At 46.1% G+C, this 25,131-nt stretch carries 26 protein-coding genes; 15 read left to right on the forward strand and 11 right to left on the reverse strand.

Features of this window, described 5'->3' with window-relative positions:
* Positions 1-106: 106 nt before the first annotated feature.
* The 5 genes from QUA83_RS19600 to QUA83_RS19620 form a co-directional block, all read right to left on the reverse strand.
* The gene (locus QUA83_RS19600; protein ID WP_333295271.1) at positions 107-445 is read right to left on the reverse strand and encodes a polysaccharide deacetylase family protein; all 339 of its coding nucleotides are present in this window, start codon (positions 443-445) and stop codon (positions 107-109) included.
* Positions 446-818: 373 nt separating this feature from the next.
* Positions 819-2,462, reverse strand: a complete 1,644-nt coding sequence (locus tag QUA83_RS19605) for a family 10 glycosylhydrolase (RefSeq protein ID WP_333295238.1) — start codon at positions 2,460-2,462, stop codon at positions 819-821.
* A gap of 358 nt (positions 2,463-2,820) precedes the next feature.
* Positions 2,821-3,219, reverse strand: a complete 399-nt coding sequence (gene psb27 / locus QUA83_RS19610) for a photosystem II protein Psb27 (RefSeq protein ID WP_333295239.1) — start codon at positions 3,217-3,219, stop codon at positions 2,821-2,823.
* Positions 3,220-3,366: 147 nt separating this feature from the next.
* Complete coding sequence (locus tag QUA83_RS19615; RefSeq protein WP_333295240.1) at positions 3,367-4,620, reverse strand: DNA replication/repair protein RecF; 1,254 nt, start codon at positions 4,618-4,620, stop codon at positions 3,367-3,369.
* 417 nt (positions 4,621-5,037) lie between these two features.
* A complete protein-coding gene (locus QUA83_RS19620; RefSeq protein WP_333295241.1) occupies positions 5,038-7,860 on the reverse strand; it encodes a cation-transporting P-type ATPase in 2,823 nt (940 codons plus the stop codon).
* 325 nt (positions 7,861-8,185) lie between these two features.
* Between QUA83_RS19620 and QUA83_RS19625 the strand changes: the two genes are divergently transcribed.
* The 8 genes from QUA83_RS19625 to QUA83_RS19660 all read left to right on the forward strand — a co-directional run bounded on the left by QUA83_RS19625 (position 8,186) and on the right by QUA83_RS19660 (position 15,105).
* The gene (locus QUA83_RS19625; RefSeq protein WP_333295242.1) at positions 8,186-9,391 is read left to right on the forward strand and encodes a transposase; all 1,206 of its coding nucleotides are present in this window, start codon (positions 8,186-8,188) and stop codon (positions 9,389-9,391) included.
* 168 nt (positions 9,392-9,559) lie between these two features.
* Entirely contained in the window at positions 9,560-9,841 is a 282-nt protein-coding gene (locus tag QUA83_RS19630) for a hypothetical protein (RefSeq protein ID WP_333295243.1), read from the forward strand.
* A 688-nt stretch (positions 9,842-10,529) separates the two neighbouring features.
* Positions 10,530-11,048 carry a phycocyanin subunit beta gene (locus tag QUA83_RS19635; RefSeq protein WP_332948147.1) on the forward strand — a complete coding sequence of 173 codons (519 nt, stop codon included), beginning with the start codon at positions 10,530-10,532 and terminating at the stop codon, positions 11,046-11,048.
* A 102-nt stretch (positions 11,049-11,150) separates the two neighbouring features.
* Positions 11,151-11,639, forward strand: coding sequence for a phycocyanin subunit alpha (gene cpcA, locus QUA83_RS19640; protein ID WP_015175793.1), 489 nt, complete (start codon positions 11,151-11,153; stop codon positions 11,637-11,639).
* A gap of 148 nt (positions 11,640-11,787) precedes the next feature.
* Positions 11,788-12,603 (forward strand): phycobilisome linker polypeptide, encoded by an 816-nt coding sequence (locus tag QUA83_RS19645; protein WP_333295244.1) that lies wholly within the window; start codon positions 11,788-11,790, stop codon positions 12,601-12,603.
* A gap of 191 nt (positions 12,604-12,794) precedes the next feature.
* Positions 12,795-13,664 (forward strand): phycobilisome linker polypeptide, encoded by an 870-nt coding sequence (locus QUA83_RS19650; RefSeq protein ID WP_333295245.1) that lies wholly within the window; start codon positions 12,795-12,797, stop codon positions 13,662-13,664.
* Between the two features lie 87 nt (positions 13,665-13,751).
* Complete coding sequence (locus QUA83_RS19655) at positions 13,752-14,024, forward strand: phycobilisome linker polypeptide (protein WP_333295246.1); 273 nt, start codon at positions 13,752-13,754, stop codon at positions 14,022-14,024.
* 247 nt (positions 14,025-14,271) lie between these two features.
* Positions 14,272-15,105, forward strand: a complete 834-nt coding sequence (locus QUA83_RS19660) for a HEAT repeat domain-containing protein (protein WP_333295248.1) — start codon at positions 14,272-14,274, stop codon at positions 15,103-15,105.
* A gap of 61 nt (positions 15,106-15,166) precedes the next feature.
* Here QUA83_RS19660 and QUA83_RS19665 read toward each other — a convergent pair whose 3' ends face one another.
* Positions 15,167-15,292, reverse strand: coding sequence for a hypothetical protein (locus tag QUA83_RS19665; RefSeq protein ID WP_333295249.1), 126 nt, complete (start codon positions 15,290-15,292; stop codon positions 15,167-15,169).
* A gap of 18 nt (positions 15,293-15,310) precedes the next feature.
* Between QUA83_RS19665 and QUA83_RS19670 the strand changes: the two genes are divergently transcribed.
* On the forward strand, positions 15,311-15,937 hold the full coding sequence (locus QUA83_RS19670; protein ID WP_333295250.1) for a HEAT repeat domain-containing protein: 627 nt from the start codon (positions 15,311-15,313) through the stop codon (positions 15,935-15,937).
* On the opposite strand, the gene QUA83_RS19675 is transcribed toward QUA83_RS19670, so the two are convergent.
* A complete protein-coding gene (locus QUA83_RS19675) occupies positions 15,926-16,219 on the reverse strand; it encodes a DUF2103 domain-containing protein (protein ID WP_333144464.1) in 294 nt (97 codons plus the stop codon). The genes QUA83_RS19670 and QUA83_RS19675 overlap by 12 nt on opposite strands.
* Before the next feature lie 100 nt (positions 16,220-16,319).
* Positions 16,320-16,787, reverse strand: a complete 468-nt coding sequence (locus QUA83_RS19680; protein ID WP_333295251.1) for a response regulator — start codon at positions 16,785-16,787, stop codon at positions 16,320-16,322.
* A gap of 428 nt (positions 16,788-17,215) precedes the next feature.
* On the opposite strand from QUA83_RS19680, the gene QUA83_RS19685 reads away from it, so the two are divergent.
* Complete coding sequence (locus QUA83_RS19685; RefSeq protein WP_333228666.1) at positions 17,216-17,542, forward strand: antibiotic biosynthesis monooxygenase; 327 nt, start codon at positions 17,216-17,218, stop codon at positions 17,540-17,542.
* On the opposite strand, the gene cas6 is transcribed toward QUA83_RS19685, so the two are convergent.
* Complete coding sequence (gene cas6, locus QUA83_RS19690) at positions 17,543-18,424, reverse strand: CRISPR-associated endoribonuclease Cas6 (protein WP_333295252.1); 882 nt, start codon at positions 18,422-18,424, stop codon at positions 17,543-17,545. It abuts the gene before it with no gap.
* Between the two features lie 190 nt (positions 18,425-18,614).
* The gene (locus QUA83_RS19695) at positions 18,615-19,697 is read right to left on the reverse strand and encodes a class I fructose-bisphosphate aldolase (protein ID WP_333295253.1); all 1,083 of its coding nucleotides are present in this window, start codon (positions 19,695-19,697) and stop codon (positions 18,615-18,617) included.
* A gap of 224 nt (positions 19,698-19,921) precedes the next feature.
* Between QUA83_RS19695 and QUA83_RS19700 the strand changes: the two genes are divergently transcribed.
* From QUA83_RS19700 to QUA83_RS19715, 5 genes are all read left to right on the forward strand, one after another.
* The gene (locus QUA83_RS19700) at positions 19,922-22,552 is read left to right on the forward strand and encodes a M1 family metallopeptidase (protein WP_333295254.1); all 2,631 of its coding nucleotides are present in this window, start codon (positions 19,922-19,924) and stop codon (positions 22,550-22,552) included.
* Between the two features lie 288 nt (positions 22,553-22,840).
* A complete protein-coding gene (locus QUA83_RS19705; RefSeq protein ID WP_333295255.1) occupies positions 22,841-23,257 on the forward strand; it encodes an NUDIX hydrolase in 417 nt (138 codons plus the stop codon).
* 328 nt (positions 23,258-23,585) lie between these two features.
* Positions 23,586-23,735 (forward strand): BrnT family toxin, encoded by a 150-nt coding sequence (locus QUA83_RS30615; RefSeq protein ID WP_333484675.1) that lies wholly within the window; start codon positions 23,586-23,588, stop codon positions 23,733-23,735.
* 146 nt (positions 23,736-23,881) lie between these two features.
* The gene (locus QUA83_RS19710) at positions 23,882-24,082 is read left to right on the forward strand and encodes a hypothetical protein (protein WP_333295256.1); all 201 of its coding nucleotides are present in this window, start codon (positions 23,882-23,884) and stop codon (positions 24,080-24,082) included.
* A 252-nt stretch (positions 24,083-24,334) separates the two neighbouring features.
* Positions 24,335-24,571: a MafI family immunity protein gene (locus QUA83_RS19715; RefSeq protein ID WP_333295257.1), complete on the forward strand. Its 237-nt coding sequence runs from the start codon at positions 24,335-24,337 to the stop codon at positions 24,569-24,571.
* A 75-nt stretch (positions 24,572-24,646) separates the two neighbouring features.
* On the opposite strand, the gene QUA83_RS19720 is transcribed toward QUA83_RS19715, so the two are convergent.
* Positions 24,647-25,129: a hypothetical protein gene (locus QUA83_RS19720; protein WP_333295258.1), complete on the reverse strand. Its 483-nt coding sequence runs from the start codon at positions 25,127-25,129 to the stop codon at positions 24,647-24,649.
* Positions 25,130-25,131 lie beyond the last annotated feature (2 nt).

The following is a 25,131-nucleotide window of genomic DNA, read 5'->3' on the forward strand; positions in this document are numbered from 1 at the left end:
CTCCCTCACCTACGTAAATCGCCCGCGCATTTTTGGGTCAGTAACCAATTCATGAATTACTCTTGTGCTGGAATTCTCAGATTCAGGCTATCAGGCATTGTCTGAGTTAGTTTGGCGATACTTGCTTATCAGCACTTATTGAGCAGTTACCCCGCAAATTTGCACCCAAGCAGAAAAATGTGCCCACAACTTGATGTTTGTGCAAAACTTCTAATATTTTCAAAGTTTCTGGCGAAGGGCCATCGTCAAATGTCAGGGCGATAACTTTTGAGTTGTTAATACTGGCTTTATAAACTATTTGGCTGCGAAATTGCGCGGGCGGTGCGAAGACTAAAGGTTGTTCGGGAGGTTTGGGAGAGGGAGTTGCGGGGGGAGAATGGGGTGTTTTGAGTTTTGGGGGTTTCAGCAGGTTTGGCGGGGGATTTTCCAGGGGTGGGATTGGTATTAGCGGATTTGAATTGGCGGTTTTTCAGTTTTCCCACAACAGGGAAATTGTGATGCTCAATCCGATAAGTATAACGGTTTTAATTACCGATTTTTTATGGCGTTTGCGACTCATCGGGTATAGGATTTATTTTGAACAATCTCATTATGCCTGATTGTTCTGCTAGCTTAAAAGTTTGGTAATTTTTTTTTCAAAAGGTCGATCGCACTCAAGCAAGACTTAGGCAAAAACCGGGTTTTCTTAGGCAAATCACTCGTGATTCGCCGCTGATTCCCATATAAAAACCCGGTTTATTGCTCAAAAATCTACGCTTTCATGCTCTTGCGGCGACCATAAAACAAGGTAATGACACCCTTTTCGTTCAGGAATATATCTACAATCTGCAAGTTTGCCGTGCCCTTTCATCCTCCGGTTCTTGCCACCCAAAAGCAAAATGACTTACCGCATTAATTTGCGGCGTCGCGGCGCGAATTGCCCGCATTTGAATCTCCAAGGATGGCCGATTTTTAAGAGGTTTTCCCCAATCTCCAGCAATGGCAGGAATGATTTTTGCTCCCGCAGGCGCTAAACTCACTGTCCGCTGCACCTGCGGCACAATGCAGCTTACATCCCCGCAATTTCCGTAAGACATGGCGTGGAATTCTATAGCAGCCGGAAATGTGTCCCACGGCTGCAATCTCGAATCATATCCTCCTTGATTTATGGCTTGATTTGCAGTGGGAAAAAACACTGCTCCTACAGGAATTCCCATCCTTTGAGCTGGTTGAATTGCTACCCCCAAAAAATCTAAAATCCCTTGGACTGCGTGAGCAACACTCAGTTTCCACAGGTCTTTTTGCAGAGTGCCAGTATCGGGAAGCCGCGGTGTCGGTCTTGGTGTGGGAGTTGCAGGGTTTGGCTTGTTAGCGGCGGGATTTGTTGAGACAGATCTTGATGCGGCATTCTGGCTTCTAGAAGGTGGAGTTGTTACTGACATCGCCTGCGGAATTCGCCCCTGCCAAAGAGGTTCTCGCTCAGTTGGATACTGTTTGACTACTGCTTGAACGTCAGTAGTATTGATAAATCCCCTAGTCAAATACCGCTGAATTAAATCTCGCCCTTGCTGATTGCTAGCCCGCTGCAAAAGAACTTGCTGCGATGCTGGGCCGTAAATCCACAAGTCTTGAACTTTGGTAGCAACTGAAGCGGGTCCGATGCCCCTTAGATAGCGAATGTAGTCGAATAACATTCCTTGTGGCTTGCGCTTGACTATTTGATTTACTAACAAAGTATAGTCTTGCCGTGCTTGTGGGTTGTACGGATCGATAAAGGCTTGATTGCCCGGAACTTCTCCGAAGTCCTCGTTAATTGCTGCGTATTCGCTTACTGTTAAACTTGTCTGATTTTTACCGTTGATAGCGAGGGTTTGCTGTCTGTCTGGACGCTGAGCATAGCTATAGCCAAAGTTCATGGTAAATAACCAGGCGTATACTTTTAAACCTCGCTGTTTGCCTTTGGCGATCGCCTTTTCTAACAAGTCGTATTTCTCGTAACCGCGATTTCTCACAACAGAAGGCCAAGCCGTTGGATTGTCGGCTGCTGGGAGAAGCACTTGACCATCGTAAAACACTTCGACATAGACTTGGTTGTAGCCTTTATTCACAACTTTGTCTAATACTCGATCGAGTTCTCCGGGTCTGACATCGCAGGGATACAAACGCAGCCAAACTGCTTGGGTTTCGGGCCAAGTTTTTTGGCGGCATTCTGCTATTTCCCGCGCGTGTTTGTTCAAAACAGCAAAATATGCTTGCTGAGATTCCGGTTTTCCCGAAAGGGCGGCGCGGCGCAAGTCTTCTTTTTGATTGACCTGTTCTTGGGATAATTGGCAATAGGCTGATGTTTGGGCAAAAGCTGCTTGATTTCCGATAAACGGCCATACAAGCTGGCTGATGAAGCTACTGGTTAAAACAGCACTTACCGCACTTAAAAAGCGTCGCTGGTGTTGAAAATTCGCGATGCGAGTTGGTGCAATTTTCATGGGAGAATTGAATGGGGTTTTCTGGTTTAAATTGGGTGGCAATCGCAAAAATGCGATCGCGCTCAACAAGCAGCTACAAATTTTCTACTTTTTTCGGTTGACTTAGTTATGGCACAAGTCGATCGCACAATGCAAATTCTATCTGGCGGCTATTTAAATCCAATAAGGGCGATCGGGTAAGATAAGACTGGGCGATTAAACCGTTTTGCAGTATTTTTTCCCTAAATGCTGCATAAAAAAGCGCCTGGTACAGTGGGCGCTAAAAGCAGTTGATATTTCTACTAAAAATTGTTAACACTCAAATATCCAGGATGAAAGATGAATTATTAACATTTATCCTTGATCCTAAATTTTGAGATTAAGCTCCTCTGTTAAGAGCAGCTTCAATCTGCTGAAATTCTGACTCAAGACGCTTTTTCAATTTTTCAGGAACGGGACGGTTTGGATAGGAACTGTAATGTCCTGCCAAAGAGTTTAATGCCGTCCGCATTGTCGTGAAAGAGGCCAGCTTGGTAAGAGCGGGATCGCGGCGGTATTCAGCAAAAAAATCGTTGATACTCGTGCGAGCCTTGGCTTGAGCGGCTGCTTTTTCCGGCGTGCCCTCTGGCAAAGTGAGCGCTGTTCTCAAGCTGTTCACTAATGCTAATGTGTCTTGGCCATAATCTCCACTCAGAGTGGCCGGAACATTGGTACAGCCCGTTACGCCGATGACAACAACTAATACCAGGGCTAACAGACGGGAAATGTAATGCTTCATAAGGGTTAGAAAAATGGAAGCGAAAGCTGCAATCAAAATTAACCTTTATCCTATCTCGAATTGAGGTAATAATGCCAATTTTTCAAAATTTTTGCATTAATACCATGAAACAGAAAATTTGTCAATCCAAAATCTAAAATCTAAAATCTAAAATCGATTGATTTGTCCAGCAACGACGGAGAGAATTTGGGTTTGTCGCAGCCACTGAGCATCAAAAGCGCCTAAGTGAGTTGTAGTAATCAGAGTTTGAAATCGTTCTTGAATTGTTTCTAAAAGTTGATTTTGGCGGCTCAGATCGAGTTCTGCAAGTACGTCGTCGAGCAACAGTAAAGGCGCTTCGCCGACGACTTCTTCAATAAGCTGCAATTCGGCTAATTTTAATGCTAATACCAGAGTTCGCTGCTGACCTTGGGATGCGTATTGACGAGCTGGGGTATTGTTAATGGTAAATGTAATGTCGTCGCGGTGGGGACCGACTAAAGTGGTTCCTTGAAACTGTTCTGCGATCGCCCTTTTTTGAATTTTCTCTAAAAATGCTTGCCGCACTCCTTCGAGATTATCTTTAGCGATAAATTCTGAACTTACTTCAATATTAGCATCATATTTCACATCTAAAACTTCTGCTGAACCGCTAATTGAACGGTGCCAATGTCGAGCTAAAGGCATCAAACGCTCCAATATTCGATCGCGCCTGCGGATAACGCGAGCGCCCGCTGTCGCCAACTGCGCGTCCCACAAAGCTAATTCCGAACGGGGAATGGGGAATTGGGAATGGGGCATTGGGCATTGGGCATTGGGCATTGGGAATTCTGCGATATTTTGGTCTTCGGGAGTTTCAGATCCGATAAATCGCATCTTGTCAAAACTGTCGGAAAATTCCGCTTTCCTGATTTCTTTAGAACGTTTCAACAGAGCATTTCGCTGGCGCAAAATTTGGTTGTACTGCTGCAAAATGTGAGCGTAAATCGGTTCTAACTGGATGACGAGGCGATCGATCCAATTGCGCCTTCCTTCGGGCCCGCCGCGCACTAAGTCCAAATCCAAACAAGAAAATTGCACTACATTTAAGACGCTCAAAAAGTCTAAATGGCGGCGCAGCGGTTCACCGTTGAGCTTCAGTGTCCGACGCGCCCCAGAGCGAAGAGTTAAAGCTAGGTCGATCGCTCCGGTTTGACGTTCGAGTGTAGCATCAATTTGCCCGATCGGCTTTGAGTCGAGTATTAAATCGCGATCGCGCCCTACCCGGTGGCTTTTTAATGTAGAAAGCAACTCTACCGCTTCTAACAAGTTAGATTTTCCTTGAGCGTTATTTCCTACTAAAATTGTTTTGGGAGCGTCAAAAGCTACCTTTTGATCGAAGTAGTTCCGAAACTGCCGTAGGTGCAGTGTTTTCAAATACATAATATTAGTAATTGCTAATTGGTAATTGGTAATTAGTAATACAGTTATGGAGCGGGTGAACGACCGGGCGCACCTTACAGGTTGGCAACCGAGTTCCTTTACGATTGCGATTTTCGCCTCGCGCTGCGCTCGCAATCACATTATAACGAAGTAATAAATGTTTAATTGTGACACAATCTCTTGAGTCTTCATAGCGATGAATTTGGGTGTGATATCGTTTCCGGTTGCATCGGAATTATTTAACCACAGAGGGCGCAGAGAACGCAGAGGGAGAGAATACAGAGATGAATAATTCCGATGCTACCGGATTTGATATGAGCCAGGGGTTTCAACCCCTGGCGGATGTGCGAAATAATAGTGCCAAATGCGAGGGTTCTAGCTAATAATGAAACATCGCTCAGTATCCGTCAGTTAACACTATTTTCGAGCTTTGTAAAAGCGCACAAACAGTTTTTCCATTTCGATCCAGACAAACATCAGAGCGCTGAAACCGAAGCAAACTAGCAACTCAAACCCCGTTAAATAATGAGTGCCGAAAAATGCTCTTAGGGGCGGAACGTAAATCAGCATTAATTGCAAAGCAGTAGTAACAATCACAGCTCCCCAAACAAAAATATTAGTCAAGGGATTTAACTCAATAGTTAGCTGAGTGTTAGACCGAATTGCGATCGCGTGACCCATTTGTGCCAAACAAAGAGTTGTAAACACCATTGTTTTCCAAGCCTCGGGATCTCCAACATGGTTAGGGTTGGTGGTATATCCGTAAGCCCAGGACATCATCGCGATCGTCAAAATTGCAAAAATAATCCCGATCCGAATCATGTAAGAACCCAAACCCCGCGCAAAAATACTTTCTCGCGGACTGAAAGGAGGCTTTTTCATCACGTTCGGTTCCCCCGGTTCCACAGCCAAGGCTAAAGCGGGAACGCCGTCTGTTACTAAGTTCATCCACAAAATTTGCAGTGGCGTCAGCGGCACTCCTCCCAAACCCATTAAAGGTGCGGCCGCAATTGTCAAAACTTCGCCGATGTTGCTGCCCAAAATGTATTTAATAAAGCGGCGAATATTGCTATAAACCACTCGCCCTTCTTCTGCGGCGGCGACAATAGTTGCGAAGTTGTCGTCGAGGAGCACCATATCGCTAGCTTCTTTGCTGACATCGGTGCCGGTAATCCCCATGGCGATGCCGATATCGGCTTGTTTCAAGGCGGGGGCGTCGTTAACCCCGTCGCCGGTCATTGCGACAAATTTGCCCCAACTTTGCAAAGCTTGGACTATTCGCAATTTGTGTTCGGGGGAGACGCGGGCGTAAACGCTAACCTGTTCGACTTGCTGTTTGAGTTCTTCTTGGCTGAGCTTTTCTAATTCTTGACCGGTGAGAACTCGATCGCCCTCTGTTGCAATACCTAAATCGTAGGCGACGGCTTTTGCTGTCAACTGGTGGTCTCCTGTAATCATCACCACCCGAATGCCTGCATTGCGGCACTTCACCACTGCTTCTCGCACTTCCGGGCGCGGGGCGTCCAGCATACTGACGAGTCCCAGCCAAATCATGTCTTGTTCGCTGGTTTCCTCAGAACCTTCGGGCGGCAGGTTTTCCCAGAGTTTGTACGCAAACCCGAGGACTCGCAAACCACCGCTTGCCATGTTGTTGTTTTCGGCGAGGATGCGATCGCGCATTTCCTGGGTTAAAGGTTGTACTCGATCGCCGACTATAATGCCTTTGCAGCGCTCCAAAGTCAACTCTGGAGAACCTTTGGTTAGCATCAAATAATTCGGCTGCTGTCCTTCTTCTGCAGGAAATCCCGAATTTCCCGATCGGCCGGGCACTTCGCAAATCACGCTCATGCGCTTGCGTTCCGAAGAAAAAGGAAATTCCGCCGTCCGTGGCAGCAATTGAGACTGTTTTTCCTTATAAATGCCTGCTTTTCCCGCTACACACAGCAGAGCTCCTTCTGTGGGGTCGCCTAAAATCTGCCATTCTTGCTGTTCTTGTTGCAATACTGCGTCGTTGCAAACTGCACAGGCAATTAATAAAGATTCGAGTTCTGGATATTCCTCTAAATTATTAATTTTGGCCGATGTCAGGCGATCGGTAAAATCTCCGATCGGCGCATAGCCATCCCCTGCGACGGCGACTGTGCAGTCGCCCGTAGACACTAGCTGAACTACCATTTTGTTTTGAGTCAGAGTACCTGTTTTGTCAGAACAAATGGTAGTTACCGATCCCAAAGTTTCTACTGCAGGCAGTTTGCGAATCAGGGCGTTTCGCTTCACCATCCGCCTAGTTCCGAGTGCCAGAGTAACTGTCACGACTGCTGCAAGTCCTTCGGGAACCACAGCCACAGCCATGCTTAGAGAAACTTCTAACAAATCTTCAAACCTGCTGGTATCGAACCCGATGCCGCCGTTTTGGAAGGTAATCATGCCGCCGATGACGACAATTGCGACTAAGGTTAGGGCACCGGAGACTAGAACATTTCCCAACTGGCTCATCCGCTGTTGCAGGGGAGTCGGTTCGGTTTCTACTGACTGAAGCATGGTGGCAATTTTGCCTAGTTCAGTTTGCATTCCGGTGTTGGTGACGATCGCCTTTGCTCGTCCTTGAACAACTTCTGTGCCCTGAAAAATCAGGTTGAGTCGATCGCCCAAGGAAGCATCTTCTGGAAGTTCTAGCTCTGCTTGCTTGGTGACTGCTAGCGCTTCCCCTGTCAAAGCAGATTCTCTGACTTGCAGATTTGATGTTTCGATCAAGCGTGCGTCTGCTGCTATTTTTACCCCAGCCTCCAACAGCATCACGTCTCCGGGTACGAGTTCCTTGGCTGCTATTTCTGAAGTTTTGCCGTCCCGCAGGACTCTGACTAGGGGAGAAGCGAGGTTTTTGAGGGCTGCGAGGGCTTTTTCGGCGCTGCTTTCTTGGAAATAGCCGAGAATGCCGTTGAGTATGACGATCGCAAAAATGGCGATCGCATCTTTGGGAAAAGTATTCGACCGAAAGTCCAAAAAACCCGAAATCACGGCCACACCCATCAGCATCAACAACATGATGTTGGTGAACTGATCGACAAAAATCGACCACGGACTGCGGCCTCCTGTTTCTTCGAGTTCGTTGGGGCCGTATTGCTGCAAGCGTTCTGACACCTGTTGGCTGCTCAAGCCAGCGTCTTTGTTGCTGCTTAGCTGCTGGAGAGTTTTGTCAATTGCTACGGTGTGCCAAGAAGAGGGAGGATTTGAAGACATAAATTACGATCGAGCATGGGGAAATTAGGCGAATAAGGCCGGACAGCTACAGCCGATGGATGTGGCTGATTCACAGTCAGAGACTTTTAAGTTTTGAGTTCTGAATAAAAAACTGTTTAACTTGGGACTCGTTTTGGGCGGTTCGATGCCGGGGAAGCAAAAAGCTTTTAACTTCACTGCGTCTGGCGGCTCGATCGCGCCGTTTGTATGCCTACGGCTGATAGCACTTATCCACCTTACCAAAAATAATGGGTTTAAAGCCCCGTCCTTCTAGGACGGCTTCCTTTAACTGTGGTATACTTACGCTAGTTATGTCAGCGTAAGTATGCTTGTTTTTGAGGCAAAACTAGAGGGACAAAGCGAGCAGTACGAGCGGCTCGATGAAGCCATTCGTACTGCTCGCTTTGTCCGCAATAGCTGCCTTAGATACTGGTTGGACAACTTGGGGATGGGTAAGTACGAGTTGAGCGCCTATTGCGCTGTTCTCGCCGCATTGTTTCCGTTCGCCGGCAAACTTAATTCCCAAGCTCGACAAGCTTCTGCCGATCGGGCTTGGAGTTCTATCGCTCGGTTTTATGACAACTGCAAAAAAAACAAGCCTGGGAAGAAAGGCTTTCCACGCTTTAAGAAGCATCAAACACATGGCTCTGTTGAATATAAAACAACGGGCTGGAAGTTGTCGTTCGATAGACGAACTATCACCTTCACTGATGGGTTTGAAGCAGGAAGCTTCAAGATGTGGGGAACTCGTGACCTGCACTTCTACCAGTTGAAGCAGATTAAGCGAGTGCGTGTTGTTCGTAGAGCTGATGGGTACTACGTTCAGTTTTGCCTTGACCAAGAACGGGTAGAGAAGAGAAAGCCAACGGGTAAGACTGTTGGACTGGATGTTGGATTGACTCACTTCTACACCGATTCGGACGGTCAGACAATCGAGAACCCCCGTCATCTGAGAAAGTCCGAGAAAGCGATAAAGCGTCTTAGTCGTAAACTTTCTCGCACCACCAAAGGGTCGAAAAACAGAGTCAAAGCGAGAAATCGCCTGAGTCGAAAGCACCTCAAGGTAAGTAGGCAGCGTAAAGATTTTGCCGTGAAGTTGGCAAGATGCGTCATCCAGTCTAACGACTTGGTTGCCTATGAGGACTTGCAGGTGCGTAACATGGTTAGAAACAGACAACTGTCAAAGTCAATATCTGATGCTGCGTGGTCGGCTTTCCGTCAATGGTTAGAATATTTTGGCAAGGTGTTTGGTGTGGTAACGGTTGCCGTACCACCGCACTACACTTCTCAAAACTGTTCCCACTGTGGGGAAGTCATCAAGAAGTCTTTGAGTCAAAGAACACATCGCTGTCACCATTGTGGTTTTGTAATAGACCGAGACTGGAATGCAGCAATTAACATACTTGAGTTAGCACTCCGTACCGTGGGGCACACGGGAACGTTAAACGCCTCTGAAGACATCGACCTCTGCATTGGTGAGGTAACTCCTCAATGTAAGCCGAGTCGTGGAAAGAGGAAGCCCAAGAAGTGATTCTTGGAATCCTGCGGTACGGCCGGGGAGGATGTCAAACAGAAAAGAAGCTGAAAGCAAGAATGACTTTAGTCCGGGGATGTAAACGTGCGTCGCAGGTCAAAACCTACCTTAAAAAAAACGTAATAAAAGGTGCGTATCCGAACCCATCTATTCCCCCAGTGTTTAATGTTAAAAGAAAAATGGCGCTGCGGTAACAGGTGTCGATCGCCTATGTTGGTTTTCTCACCCTCCACAATGCTCAGCTTGCCACACGCTTGCGTGGGACTAGCCTGTGGGAAGCAGAACATAGAACAGATAGATGAAGAAAGTTTTTTTGCAACCGCTGCAGGACAAACAGTAGATGCTTGGTCTGGGGTCAAGTTCAATGACTCCCCAGACCAAGCATCCCCGCGTTATGAAACACCGGGTCGGGTCTTTCAACTTCCAACGGCTGAGTTTTGTCACTAAATGCTGATATTTCCGGCAAAAAAAGCTGAGGCTGTGGCGAGGGGGTTCACAATCTTTTGGATTTTGCCCACACCGACTTCTGCAGCCCTCCTGACATGGGGCAGAATTTTTGGTTTTTTCCCTATTCCCCCAGCCTTCTTTTACGAAAACTTTAATTTACTTAATATTTCTTAACAATTCGCTTTTTCCAAAGAAAGCCAACAAAGGCGATCGGCCCACGAGATGCTTCGGGGCGGTTCAACCGCGACTGCAGGGGCGAGCGAAGCAAACTCTGCGTTTTGTTGTGCAACCCCGCATCTACCGGAGGAAGTAGATTAGCTCGCACTTCCCCACCCAGCCATTTACCTTCTTAGAGAGATAACTTTCTGTAATAATTTGTAATAAACAAAGACGGGCGAGCGTTGTATAAAGATTATCAGAGGGTTGAAACGACAGGCCAAAGTTAACAAAAACACTGATTGACAAGGTTTGTCGCATCTCATAAAAGATGTAAAAAATTCTAAGGTTTCTTAAACGTCCGTTACGATGTAACAATAGTGCAGGTAGCGGAAAGGGAAAACTCGATCGGACCAGCAGATTAGCTGGCATCAAATTTCAACCCTTGCAGGCCCTCGTAGCCTGAACAAATTTAACTTAACGGTTTTATACCGCAACCAAACTCAATTAACTCAAGTAGGAGAGTTCTTTCATGTTTGACGCATTTACAAAAGTGGTTTCCCAATCTGACGCTCGGGGCGAATTTCTAGCTCAGGGTCAACTCGATGCTCTCAGCAGCATGGTTTCCGACGCCAACAAGCGGATTGACGCAGTAAACCGCATCACCGGCAACGCATCCAGCATCGTAGCCAATGCAGCTCGCACCCTGTTCGCCGAACAGCCTCAACTGATCGCTCCTGGTGGCAATGCGTACACCAACCGCCGCATGGCAGCTTGCTTGCGCGATATGGAAATCATCTTGCGCTACGTCACCTATGCAACATTTGCAGGCGACGCCAGCGTTTTGGACGACCGCTGCTTGAACGGTCTGCGTGAAACATACCAAGCTCTGGGAGTTCCCGGTGGCTCAGTTGCAGCCGGCGTGCAAAAAATGAAGGAAGCAGCAATTGCGATCGCTAACGACCCCAACGGTGTTACCCGTGGTGATTGCAGCTCGCTAATGTCTGAAATCGGCAGCTACTTCGACCGCGCAGCTAGTGCAGTCGGCTAAAAATAGCCAAGCGAACCTTTCTTGTAAAGAAGCGAGCATCGCATTTTTGCAAACAATCATTTTTGTACAAAAACAACACAACATTAGGGAGAAACCAGAACAATGAAAACCCCTTTGACTGAAGCAGTAACCGCAGCCGATTCTCAAGGCCGTTTCCTGAGCAGCACTGAACTGCAAGTCGCCTTCGGACGTTTCCGCCAAGCAGCAGCAGGTTTGGAAGCAGCCAAAGCGTTGACCGCCAACTCTCAGCGTTTGATCGACGGTGCAGCTCAAGCTGTGTACAACAAATTCCCGTACACCCAACAAATGCAAGGCCCGAACTACGCTTCTACCCCAACAGGTAAAGCGAAGTGCGCTCGCGACATCGGCTACTACCTCCGTATGGTAACCTACTGCTTAGTTGCAGGCGGTACAGGTCCGATGGACGAGTACCTGATTGCAGGTGTTGACGAAATCAACCGGACATTTGAATTGTCTCCTAGCTGGTACGTTGAAGCCCTCAAGTACATCAAAGGCAACCACGGTCTCAGTGGCGACGCTGCAACTGAAGCGAATTCCTACATCGACTACGCAATCAACGCTCTGAGCTAGATTTGCGTGATGCCCGGGATTGTAAGCTGCTGTTAGCTTAAGTGTTAGCGGTTGTTTACAATTCCGGGCATCTGCGATCCAAGCCTAGTTTTGCAAATACTTTTTTAAGCAGTTTTCAATTTTTACAGCAAAAAAGGAAGAAGCGAAGATGGCGGGATTAGCTGCAGCAGAACGGTTGGGAATAAAAGCATTTGAAGAAGCGGGACGGGTAGAACTGCGCCCCCACTGGACACAAGAGGATGCAAAAGCAGTAATTCGCGCTGCTTACAGCCAAGTTTTTGGCAACGAGTATTTAATGTCGAGCGAACGACTTACCAGTGCTGAATCTCTGCTGCTGCAAGGGCAGATTTCAGTGAAAGATTTTGTGCGGTCAATTGCACATTCCGAAACCTATCGGAAAAAGTTTTTTTATCCGAACTCGCAAACGCGGTTAATCGAGCTTAATTATAAGCATTTGTTGGGCCGCGCTCCTTACGACGAGTCGGAAATTGCTTTCCACGTTGATTTGTACAATGCAGAAGGCTACGAAGCTGAAATCAATTCTTACATTGACTCAGTTGAGTATCAAGAAAATTTTGGCGACAGTATAGTGCCTTACTATCGCGGTTTCGCGACTCAAAGAGGTCAAAAAACCGTCGGTTTTAACCGGATGTTTCAACTGTACCGGGGTTTTGCTTCTAGCGATCGATCGCAAAACCAAACCCAAGCCCGGCTGACTTGGGAAGTAGCGAGAAATATGGCTTCGCCGATATACACAGCCTCCACCGGAAAAGCCCTTGGTGGCACCTCCGGCGGTTCCCGCGACCAACTCTACCGAGTCACCGCAATGCAAGGTGCGGGTAATTTTTTGCCCCAAGTGCGGCGGACTACTACCGAATATCTCGTGCCTTACGAGCAACTTTCGAGCCGCTTGCAGCAAATCAACAAACGTGGCGGCAAAGTGGTAAGTATTACCACAGCTTAAAGTTTGTAAAGACGTTTTTTTGAAATGTCTGTAGCAAATTAGGACTAAGGCTAAAAAATTCTTCAATTTTATGTGTATAGGTAAGGTGTGCATTGTACACCCTACTTTGAGGCATATTATCCTTAGTCCTAAAAATTTCACGTGCAACCAAGCATTAAACTTTTGTCATTAATAATTTAGGAGAAAATCTGGTGGCGATTACAACAGCAGCGTCCAGACTGGGAACATCCGCATTGAGCGATGCGCCGAAGGTAGAATTGCGCCCGAACTACACCAAAGACGACGTTGAAACGGTGATTCGTGCCGTTTACCGTCAGGTGCTGGGCAACGACTATTTAATGAAATCCGAGCGACTTACAAGTTCCGAGTCTTTGCTGCGAGACGGCAGTTTGAGTGTACGAGAATTTGTACGCGCTGTAGCTAAGTCAGAATTGTACAAAACCAAGTTTTTCTACAACAGCTTCCAAACTCGGACGATCGAACTAAACTACAAACACTTGCTCGGTCGCGCTACCTACGACGAATCTGAAGTAGTTGAGCACTTAGATTTGTACCAAACAAAAGGCTACGACGCTGATATTGATTCTTACATCGATTCAGTAGAGTATCAAGAAAACTTTGGCGAAAGTATCGTGCCTTACTACCGCGGCTTTAACACCCAGCGTGGTCAAAAAACCGTCGGTTTTACCCGGATGTTCCGGTTGTATCGTGGCTATGCAAACAGCGATACATCTCAACTAGAAGGCAATACCTCTCGCTTAGCTGTCGAACTCGGCACTAACACTGCTACGGCTGTAGTTGGGCCTTCTGGTGGTAACGAAGGTTGGGCATATCGGCCTTCTGCCAGAAACGTAACTCCCGCCAGCACTTTTGGCGGCGCTGCCGCTTACGGCAAAGAAGGGCGGCTGGTGCGCGTGGAAGTTTCCGGCATTCGCACGGGCGGCTATCCCAGCGTGCGCCGCAGCAGCAAGGCTTTCATCGTACCTGTTGAGGAGTTGTCCTCGCAAATGCAGAAATTTCAACGCATGGGCGCGAAAATCGCCAGCATTACTCCAATTTAGTCCGTTGGCAGTTGGCAGTTGGCAGTTACTAGCTTTTAGTCAACAGTCAACAGTCAAAAGTCAGAATTACCAATTACCAAGAAGCTTATGTTGGGTCAAATTGTAGGTGGAAAAAGTGGCAATACAGCTTCGGCTAGTCGCTGCTTTCGGTATGAAGTTGTGGGATTGCGCCAAAGCGATGAAACAAATAATGTGGATTATTCGATTCGATCGAGCGCGAGTACATTTATCAACGTGCCTTACAATCGGATGAATCAAGAAATGCAGCGGATTACTCGCATGGGCGGGAAAATTGTCGGCATTCATCCTTTAAGCGCGGGTGCAGAATCATCCCATGAATCATCGGGTGATCACCAATAGTTTGGTGGGAGGGGCGATGAAAATCGCTCCGACAAAAGCTAGAAGCGGCGATGAAAATCGCTGCTAGACAAACAAAGTCCACTCCAAGCGGACTAAGAGTTAATGTAACCCGCCCAGGCGGGTTTTGTCTGTTTAGTAGCGATTTTAATCGGCGAGTTTTCCTAACCCTTGCCTTGCAGGTTTTGTCTTGGTAGCAGCGATTGAAATCGCCGAATAACTAATAACTAATAACTAATAACTAATCACTATGGATTATTACGAATCCGACTCACCGCCGGCGGGTGTAGCTGAGGGCGAGTCTTTAACTGTTGAACAGGCGATCGCAAATTTGCACTCCCAAGATTATAGTCTCCGGTATTATGCTGCTTGGTGGGTTGGCAGATTTCGAGTCAAGGAACCTGCAGCTATTGCAGCTTTAATTGCCGCATTGGAAGAAGAGTCTGAACAAACAAAAATCGGCGACTATTCCCTATTACGAAATGCGGCGCGGGCTCTGGGTAAATTGGGCGACAAACAAGCCTTGCCGGCCCTGATTCGCTGTTTGGAATGCGCTGATTATTACGTGCGGGAAGCGGCGGCTCAAGCTCTAGAAATGCTGGGCGAGATCGATTCTATTGAGCCGCTAATGAAGCTATTGGATGGGGGCGTAGCTGTTGCTGTGCGAGTGCCAGGAAAATCGCACCTGGTGCAACCTTACGACTCGGTAATTGAAGCTTTGGGAACGCTGAAAGCGACAGAAGCAATACCGCTAATTTCACCTTTTTTAGAACACTCTGTGGAGCGGGTACAGTACGCTGCGGCGCGGGCGATGTATCAGTTAACTGGTGAGCGGGTTTACGGAGAGCGGTTGGTAAGTGCTTTGAATGGGGATAATTTGCAGTTGAGGCGATCGGCTTTGATGGACTTGGGGGCGATCGGCTATTTGCCGGGAGCGCAAGCTATTTCTGAAACTTTAGCAGAAAATAGCCTGAAATTGATTGCGCTCAAAGGAGTTTTGGAGCATCACCTCAATCAACAAGAATCACTATCTTTATCAGATGAAGCTATCCAAGTTATGAACTTAATGGATAGTTTACTTTAAAATAATTAGTTCACAACTAAAATAGGATTGCTGTAGCGATTCTCTATTGTCTGCCGTATATTCAGCAGACAGCACATTTCAGGACACAGCGCCGTGCTGTTTCCCTACCTATTTTGATGAGAATGTTGGGTGAGGTGGCAAAAAGTTCGATCGCGCGATCGACCCAACCTACAATTACAATAGTCACGGTAAAGCTTACAAATAAATGGCATTAGAACTAATTCAGGCTGTCGAACAAGCAGATTCTTCCGAAGGCTTGTTAAACTCCGTCAAAGCACTGGCGGCGACTCCCTCAACACAAGCAATTCCTACCTTAATTACAGTGCTCGGTTACAACAACCCAGGCGCCGCTGTTGCCGCCGTGGATGGGCTGATTCAACTCGGAGAAGCTGCGGTACTGCCGCTTTTAGAACAGCTTGACGGCTACAATTACGGGGCGAGAGCTTGGGCTGTTCGGGCTTTGGCGGGAATTGGCGACCCCAGGGGTTTGGAGATTTTGCTCGATGCAGCGGCGAATGACTTTGCTTTGAGCGTGCGGCGGGCGGCGGCTAGGGGTTTGGGGACGATTTGTTGGGAATTGATGCCGGCAGAAGAAATTGCCGATGCTCAACTTCGCGCTGTGAAAACGCTACTGCAAGCGTCCCGAGATCCAGAATGGGTGGTGCGCTACGCAGCAGCGGGGGGTTTGCAAGCTTTGGCGGGTGCTGCGACTGTTAAACCGGATTGGTTAGCGGAAGTTTCGGCCAGACTTGAGGAAATTACCCAAAGCGATGAAACTACTTCAGTTAGGGCTCGGGCTTTGCTTGCTAAGAAAATATTGTCACTTGGCTAGGGTTTGGGCGATCGTCTCTTCCAAGTCCCCTTGAGTGAGAGTCGTTAATATAAAGACTTCTTGTACGGTTTTGCCCTGTCTGGCGATGATTTTAAATCCCCCGCGGATGGGTACTGACACTCTTAATGTCATGCGGGGGATGTGTCCTTTAACTTTGTTGATGACGCCGGGAGTGACTGTTTGAATGCCCATTTTTAGGGTGAGGCGCTCTAAAATTGGTATCAAACCGGGAAGGTGGGTAGAGTGGTTCCAAACAAGGCGGCCTTTGGGTTGTGCGTTCATAAATATTTAACCAAATTCAACATACCCAGTCTAAGCCACCCCTGGGGGGAACCAATTTGAAATTCCCTCAACTTATGTATCCATAACGTTACTGTGCGTGTCATTGCGAGCAAACCGAGGCAATCTCAAACCGAGATTTTTGATTGCTGGCGCGCAAGCTGAGATTTGATGGTGCAGAATTGTCCTGTACTTTTTGATGTTGTGGGTTGCTAACTGTCGGTTTTTCTAGTTGAGTGGCGATCGCCCCGATCATTTCTGCTACGCTGCAAGGTTTTTTGAGATAGCCGTCTGCTTTGAGTTCCAGGGCTTTTTCCAGTTCGGAGGCTGTCATAAAAATAAACGGAATGCTGGCCGTTGCAGGGTGCGATCGCACGGCTGCGAATACTTCAAAACCGTCGAGTTCCGGCATCATGACATCTGACAAAATTAAATCGGGAATTTGGGCAGCTAACTGGATACCAACTTTTCCATTTTCGGCGCCGACAGCTTCAAAACCGCGCGATTCTAGAAGTTCTAATACCGTTTCTCGGATTAAGTTATCGTCTTCAATTACTAATATTTTTTTCATTTGTTTTAGCTGGCTCTTTACTTTGTTTATATGGCTTTGTTATAATTGTTACAAATTAGTTTTAAAGAATTCAATAGGGTTATTGCAAAAAACCGCTTTTGACTGGCAACTTTTTACGGCTTTGTGTATGCTAGCAGCTACGCACAACACTTGAGTTATCAGCAGCTTTACCCTGTGTACTAGCGCTAGAAGTCGCTCCGGCGTACCTAGGATTGTGAAAGTCTAAAATCCGCGATTCAATAGTTTATTTAATCAAGATTCCAGCCGCCGGACTCAAAAAGTTTCTATTTGAGTGGCGAGCGCAGTTACGTGTAATTAATAAATCCGCCGATGAGCTAAGCGCGAAACTTCCACCTGTGCAGTTCACAAATTTCGGGCGATCGGGTAAAATCTAACTTAGTGTATCGCTATTAAGTGAGGAAAAGGATATGTCAGAATTTCTAGACTTTCTCAGACATCAGTTTGCCTACGTTGCCATTGGCGAATTTAAACCCGGAAAATTTGAAGCGGCAGAACAACTTTTTGAAAAAGCCGTGGCAACTTATGCCACAGGTTTTAAGGGAGCATACCTGCTGCAATTGCCCAATACAGACAAAGGTATTGCCATCATTTTTTGGGAAACCGTAGAAGATATGGCAGCCAATCAAAGCGAAGCTTATCAGGAAATATTGAAGCAGATGGCGCCTTTGTTTGCGAAAATACCAGACACAAATGTTTATGAAATTGTCAGTGAAATTCAGCCCAAAAGTGAATAATTAAAAAACCTGCAACCTGCGCGTCATTCCCATACCCATCGGCGTTTTTCGCCCGACTCCGCTGTAAAGCGCAAAATCGGCTAAAGTGTTAATTTGCTTGATAGTAGCAGGAGCTATATCTCCCATAATTCGGTAACTAATATCCCCGACGCAGCCAATAAATTTACTGCGAGAATCCGTACTAACTTCTGTTCGGATATCGAAGAAACTGGGAAAAATAGCTTCTGTGAAAGTAGGTTCGATCGCAATCCTGCTGTACTTGTTCCAGCGATTCGCTAAACTGCCAAAAATACTTTCACGAGTGGGCATAGCACTATCATAGACACCTTGCCGAAAATTAGTAGGAGTGCAAAAACTAAAAGCAATTTGTCGCTCAGTTTCCGAAGATCTCTCGAACAATTCGGCGTAAGTACAAAAGTTGACCCAAGGCTGGTTGGATTGCGGTTCGCTCACAATATTAGTAATGTATATATTTGTCGGCCCCAGATGCCAAGGGCGATCAAAATTGAGTTGCTGCCAAAGTTGAGTTAGGCGATCGAACAAACCGTCATCCAGCAGAGAAATTCGCCACCAAATCGGCGTATTTTCCTGAATTGCTTGCTTGTGTTCCCACTGTATAGCCTGCAAAATTGTACGGGAAGCCGGAGGCAAAACTCTCTTTTGTGGCTGGGGCGTGGTGCTTTTGTTAGCTTCTTTTCTGCTTACTTGAAAAGGGCTTAAAGTGAAAGCTTTCTCATGAGATTGGTCGTGCAGGTACGCGCTCAAATCGCTGTCTACAGCACTCACAAGGTTCAAAAACAAAGCGTGGAGATGCCGCCCCGTTAAAAACTGGGATGGAATTGGTGCAACTGGCAGCAGGTTTAAAACAAGGCTGTGGGGCATTTTTAAATTATATACTGTGTCTCTATATATTTTCAGCTCGTATTAATATTACAGCTAAGTTGCAACTTAGAGGAAGGAATTTTAATCACGTAAGGTGCACACTGTACACCTTACGTTTACGACGATTTGTTGATCGTGCATACCTAGGTTTAGGTTGTGATATTGAGGCCAATCTCTGTGCGGTAAATTTTTAGGCGATCGAGATTTCTGGCGACAAATAAACATCTTGAATGGCGTGGAACAATTTTACGCCTTCTTCAAAAGGACGCTGAAAAGTTTTGCGACCGGAAATTAAGCCGCAGCCACCAGCGCGCTTGTTGATTACCGCCGTGCGAATTGCTTCTGCAAAATCGCTTTTCCCGGAAGCACCGCCGGAGTTAATTAAACCCATCCTTCCCGCATAACAGTTGAGCACTTGATAGCGAGTTAGATCGATCGGGTGATCCGTTGTTAAATCGGAATAAACGCGCTTGTCGGTTTTGCCGTAACTGTTGTCGCTTACTTTAGCAACTGCTGCATAGCCGTTGTTGCATTCGGGCAATTTCTGCTTGATAATGTCAGCTTGAATGGTCACTCCCAAGTGATTTGCTTGCCCGGTTAAATCGGCTGCAACGTGATAATCTTTGTCTTGTTTAAAGATATCGTTGCGGAGATAGCACCACAGAATTGTCGCCATTCCGTATTCGTGAGCGTGAGCAAAAGCCTGACTGACTTCTTGGATTTGTCGCGTCGATTCCGGGGAACCAAAATAAATTGTGGCTCCGACTGCTGTTGCTCCCAAATTCCAAGCTTGCTCGACGGAAGCAAACATTATTTGGTCGAATTGATTGGGATAAGTTAGCAACTCGTTGTGATTGAGCTTGACAATAAAAGGGATTTTATGCGCGTATTTGCGAGATACGCTTCCCAAAACTCCCAGGGTTGTCGCGACAGCATTGCAGCCTGCTGAGATTGCTAGTTTGATGATGTTTTCGCTGTCAAAATAAATGGGATTCGGTGCAAAAGAAGCGGCGGCAGAGTGTTCGATTCCTTGGTCTACTGGCAGGATGGATAAATAGCCGGTATTTGCCAAGCGTCCGCTAGAATAGAGTTGCTGAAGCGATCGCAAAACTTGGGGAGATCGATCGGTTTGAGCAAAAATGCGATCGACCCAATCCGGGCCCGGCAGGTGCAACAAATCTTTAGAAACTTTTGCTTGATGGGTGAGCAAGTCTTTCGCTTCGTCGCCAAGCCAAGATTCGATCGAACTGGGAACTGATAGTGTAGCTGTCATACAGATTTCCCTCTCAATTTCAATTGCAGGCTGATGATTGCAGACATTAACCTTGCTGATATTGTAGCGAAAAAATCATTTTTTCCATCCCCTCAACACTCGACCCAGTTTTTAACAAGTTAGCGACAACAGCAGCTAGAACGCGCTACTCTATAATAAGCTGGCAGTTCAGCCGGATCGGCGCTGCCAGCGATCGCCGATCGACTCACAACTTTGCCATCACAATGTCACACACTTACTTTGATTCTGAAAACGGTCACAAATCCTTCGAGATGCCCGGTGCCAGGCCCCACTACAACCCCGATCGCCCTGGTCAAGTAGAGCACATTTTCCTCGACTTAGTGCTGAATATTCCCAAACAAAGCTTTCGTGGCACTTGCAGCATCCGCATCAATCCAGTCCGCAGCGGTATTGACAAATTAACCTTAGATGCTGTCAACCTGAATATTAAATCAGTAAAAGTCGGCGAAATTGAGCAAAATTTCGACAGCGATGGCGAAGTGCTGCAAATTCAACTACACGAACCAACAGAAGCTTACCAACCAATTACAATTGCGATCGAATACTCCGTCGAAAAACCACAGCGCGGCCTCTATTTCGTGGGCCCGGACAAACACTATCCAGACAAACCAACACAAGTTTGGACTCAAGGCGAAGACGAAGATTCCCGCTTCTGGTTTCCCTGTTTCGACTATCCCGGACAGTTGGCAACTTCGGAAATTAGAGTGCAAGTTCCGAGACAACTCTTTGCTATTTCCAACGGCGAATTAATTAGTACAAAAAACGAAGGCGACGATAAAATTTATCACTGGTCCCAAACCCAGGTACACCCGACGTACTTAATGACCTTAGCAGTCGGAGATTTTGCCGAAATTAAAGACGAATGGAACGGGAAACCAGTTAATTATTACGTGGAAAGAAGCCGCGAAGCAGACGCTAAGCGCAGCATGGGCAAAACGCCTCAAATGATTGAATTCTTCTCTAAAGCATTTGGCTATCCTTACCCTTTTCCCAAATACGCTCAAGTCTGCGTCGATGATTTCATCTTCGGCGGTATGGAAAATACTTCGACAACTTTGCTGACAGATAGGTGCTTGTTAGACGAACGCGCCAGCCTCGACAATCGAGGCACTGAAAGCTTAGTTGCCCACGAATTGGCTCACCAGTGGTTCGGGGATTTAGTAGTAATTAAACATTGGTCTCATGCTTGGCTGAAAGAAGGCATGGCTTCTTATTCCGAGGTGCTGTGGACTGATAAAGAATATGGCAAAGAAGACGCGGCTTACTATATGTTAAATGAAGCCCGCAATTATTTAGCAGAAGACAGTTCGCGCTACCGGCGCCCCATTGTTACTCACGTTTACCGCGAAGCCATTGAATTGTACGATCGCCATTTGTACGAAAAAGGTGCTTGTGTCTATCACATGATTCGTGCCGAGTTGGGCGACGAATTATTTTACAAAGCAATTCACACTTTTGTGCGGGATAACGCTCACAAAACTGTAGAAACCATCGATTTGCTCAGGGCGATAGAAAAGGCTACCGGTCGCAATCTCATGTTTTTGTTTGACCAGTACGTTTATCGCGGCGGTCATCCAGATTATAAAGTTGCTTATTCCTGGGATGGCGACAGCAAATTAGCAAAAGTTACTGTCACCCAAACTCAGGTAAAAGACAGCAAAAATGGCAATGGCAACAGCAAAGATGTATTCGATCTGAAAATCCCGATCGGCTTCGGTTACAAGCCCGAAAAAGAAGCAGATGATGACAGTTCTGCACCTTCAACTCCGCAACTAAAAACTTTCACAGTCCGAGTGCATGAGCGCGAGCAAAGCTTCTATTTTCCTCTAGAAAATAAGCCTGCTTTTATCAGTTTTGATGTCGGAAATAAATACTTAAAAACAGTTATTTTAGAGTATGGAATGGCCGAACTCAAAGCTCAGTTACAATTCGATCCAGACCCGGTTTCCCGGATTTACGCTGCCCAAGCTTTGGCGAAGAAGGGAGGACTAGAAGCGGTGAAAACGCTGTCAGAAGTTCTCAAGAAAGAGCCGTTCTGGGCAGTACGTGCAGAAGTTGCCGGTCAGTTAGTTGAAATTAAACTCGACCAAGTTTTTGAAGGTTTAGTAAGTGGTTTAAAAGATAAAGATGCTCGTGTTCGTCGCGCTGTGGTGAATGCGCTGGGTAAAATCCAAACTCACGAAACTTATAAAGCGCTGAGATCGATCGTCGAAAAAGGCGACGACAGCTATTATGTAGAAGCAGCCGCAGCGAGTGCTATGGGCTCCATTGCAGGGGCTAACCCCGACGAAAAACCGAGCGACGAACAGGTACTGAAAGAGTTAAAATTGGTGCTGAAAGAGCGTCAGGGGTGGAATGAGGTAGTGCGATCGGGTGCTATTTCCGGTTTGGCGCAGATGAAAACTTCTGAAGATGCGCTGAATCTAATTTTGAAATACACAGCCGCCGGTACTCCGCAAGCTTTGCGCTTGGCTGCAATTCGAGCTTTGGGCACAATTTCGACTGGCCAAACAAAGGTCAATTTAGAACGGATTTTGCAGCGATTGGCCGAATTATCTAAAGAGACGTTTTTCTTGACTCAAGTCTCTGTAGTAGCGGGATTAGGACAAATGCAAACTCGCAAAGCAATTCGCATTTTGCGTTCTTTAGCTGACCAAACTCCCGATGGCCGCGTTCGTCGCATGGCTGATGAAGCTGTGCAAAGAGTGCAGAAAAATGCTGGTTCTGATGCAGCGGTAAAGCAGTTGCGGGAGGAATTAGACCAGGTGAAAAAGGAGAATCAAGATTTGAGGAGTCGGATGGAAAATTTGGAGGCTAAGGCGAAGAAAGATTAGGTGTAAAACCCCATACCGGCCCAGATAAAGGCAGATATTGGCGATCGGCTTTTATCTGCTTGTCGGTAGAGGATTTCGCGCAGTTATTATAATAATATTATTGTTCAGTGGGAGTGCAGGGGAATTTCCTATTTTGCACAGAGGGGAAAAGCCAAATATGTTTATTATCCACTTTATTGCTGTCTCAAATTGGGAATTGTCTAAAATTAGGATGCTGTTTTTATTTTTTAGTGGTCAACCGTTCATCAGGTTACAGCCGCTTTTTTACCCATAAATATTGCCGAAATCATGAGTATAAAAACCGCTGTATTGATAGAGCAATCGGGGGTAATTCCCTATCGCATTCAAGACGGACAAATTGAAGTAATGCTGATTACTTCTTCGGCTAGTAAGCGCTGGGTGATTCCCAAAGGATTAATTGAACCTGACATGACTCCCCAAGATTCCGCCGCCAAGGAAGCTTGGGAAGAAGCAGGTTTGTTGGGTAAAGTCTTCCCGGATTTGCTAGGAACTTACGAGTATCAAAAGTCCGGCTGTACTTGGCTGGTTGGAGTATTTTTAATGGAAGTGCAAGCAGTTCTGGAAATTTGGCCCGAAGCTACCAAGAGAAAGCGGCAGTGGGTAAGTATTCCTAAAGCAATTAAGCGGGTTAATGAACCGGAACTCAAACTCATTTTGGCGGATTTGCCTAATAGGTTCTGGTGAATAATACCCAGATATCCGACTTATTCACAAAGTCGGGTATCTAAGACTTCTCGACAAGCTGGAATCGGAAGTGCATTCAAAGTTCAGCAATGTTAAGATTAAAATGTGCGCGATTCCAGGAGTCACTTACCAGGATTTAAGTCGCCAGACAAGATTTCGCTATACGTTTCTCAAGTGGCTTGTCTCATAATGCCCGATCGCGATCGAATTCAAAAGGAGATAAACTCATGTTTGACTACAAACTTGTTGGCAGTAAACTCCATGAAGTCATTAACTCATAATTTATGTTATAATTTAATTGCAGCTTCGTTTACCATAATAAATTCCCTTGGATTATAACTTTGATTGGAATCCAGCCAAAGAAAAGCAAAATATTCGCAAGCATCAATTAAATTTTCGTTGGGCATCAACTGTTTTCCGCGATCGTTCTCAATTAACAATATATGATGAAGAACACAGTCAAGATGAAGATAGATAGATTACCATAGGCTTAGATGAAACAGGAACTTTAAGGGTTGTCATCCATACCTTTGAACAAACCGATCGCACCTCCTGTATAATTCGGATAATTTCAGCCCGCAAAGCTAATTTCACTGAAACCCAAGCTTATCAAGAGAGGAAATTATGAAATCAGAGTATGACTTTTCTTCATCAGAGCAAGGCAAGTTTTACCATCCTGATGCTACGTTTCATTATCCCATTTATCTCGAACCAGATGTCGAGGAATTTGTGACTAAAATTGCTGAGAATAAAAAGATTGAGGTTCAAGTTTTGGTCAATGAATGGCTGAGAAATAACATTAAACTAATTCAAAGTATTGAGTAGGTGAGAAACCCGGTTCCTTTTCTCAAGTGGCTTGGCTCATAATGCCCGATCACGATCGCTCCCAGAAGGAGATAGACTCATGTTTGATTAGAAACTTGTAGAAAGTAAACTCCATGAAGTCAATCGATTTTAGATTTGAGATTCGAGATTTTAGATTGAAGCCTTTACCCCACGGATAAATTCCGGGGGCAAGTTTCATCGGATACAGGTTTTTTATTTCTGGACGGATGAATCCGGGAGCTTGTATCCTGGATGCTTTCGGTCATTAACATCGGGAAACCACAACTGTTAGACACTCAAATAGAATTTATGGTTTCAGATATTCAGGCGGGCGAGTGGAATCTGGCGTTAGAGACTTTGTGCGATATTCTCATTGAAGAAGAAATTCCCCTAAATTTAAAGGCTTATGAACTTTTGCCAGAAGTGGGCAATATCTTGAACATGGAACGGGAAACTTGGGAGATGTTAAAAGTCCACGTAACTCCTTGAGAATAGAATATGTAGATGCGATCGCTGCAACTCCCAGAGAAATTGCAGCAACAAGTCCATAGGCCTTAATACAGATTAAGCGTTAGCTGAGAGGAAAGAAAGGCTTTCGGCTAAGTTATCCTTAACTTCAATTCCCTGTTTTCTCGCCCAAAACTGGCTTAAAAAGTGAATTTGTCGCAAGCCGACAACTAAATTTAAACCTGGTACAAAAAGCCACCAAACTGTTAGCGGTTCTTTGATTCCTTCTTGGCGGTACAATTCGTTAACTGTCTTGTAAAGTTTGAACTGCACGATGTAAATCCAGGCAATACCCAGGAAGGAAAACCAACCAAACCATCCGGGAACGTCAGGATCGAATATCCGCAAAGCTTGGGGGACGGCTACTCCTAAAACAAAGGGAAGCAAGCAAAGAGTTCCCGACCAACCGCTGCCGTTATAGCGACGCAATTCTTCTTGAATAATCCATTTGTACCATCCGTAATATAGCAGCAAGCTAACTCCAGACAGCAAAATTACTCGCCACAAAGAGCGCGGTTTACCTAAAGGTTTGTCGGACATAT

Source organism: Microcoleus sp. K1-B1, assembly GCF_036704705.1.
GTDB lineage: Bacteria > Cyanobacteriota > Cyanobacteriia > Cyanobacteriales > Microcoleaceae > Microcoleus.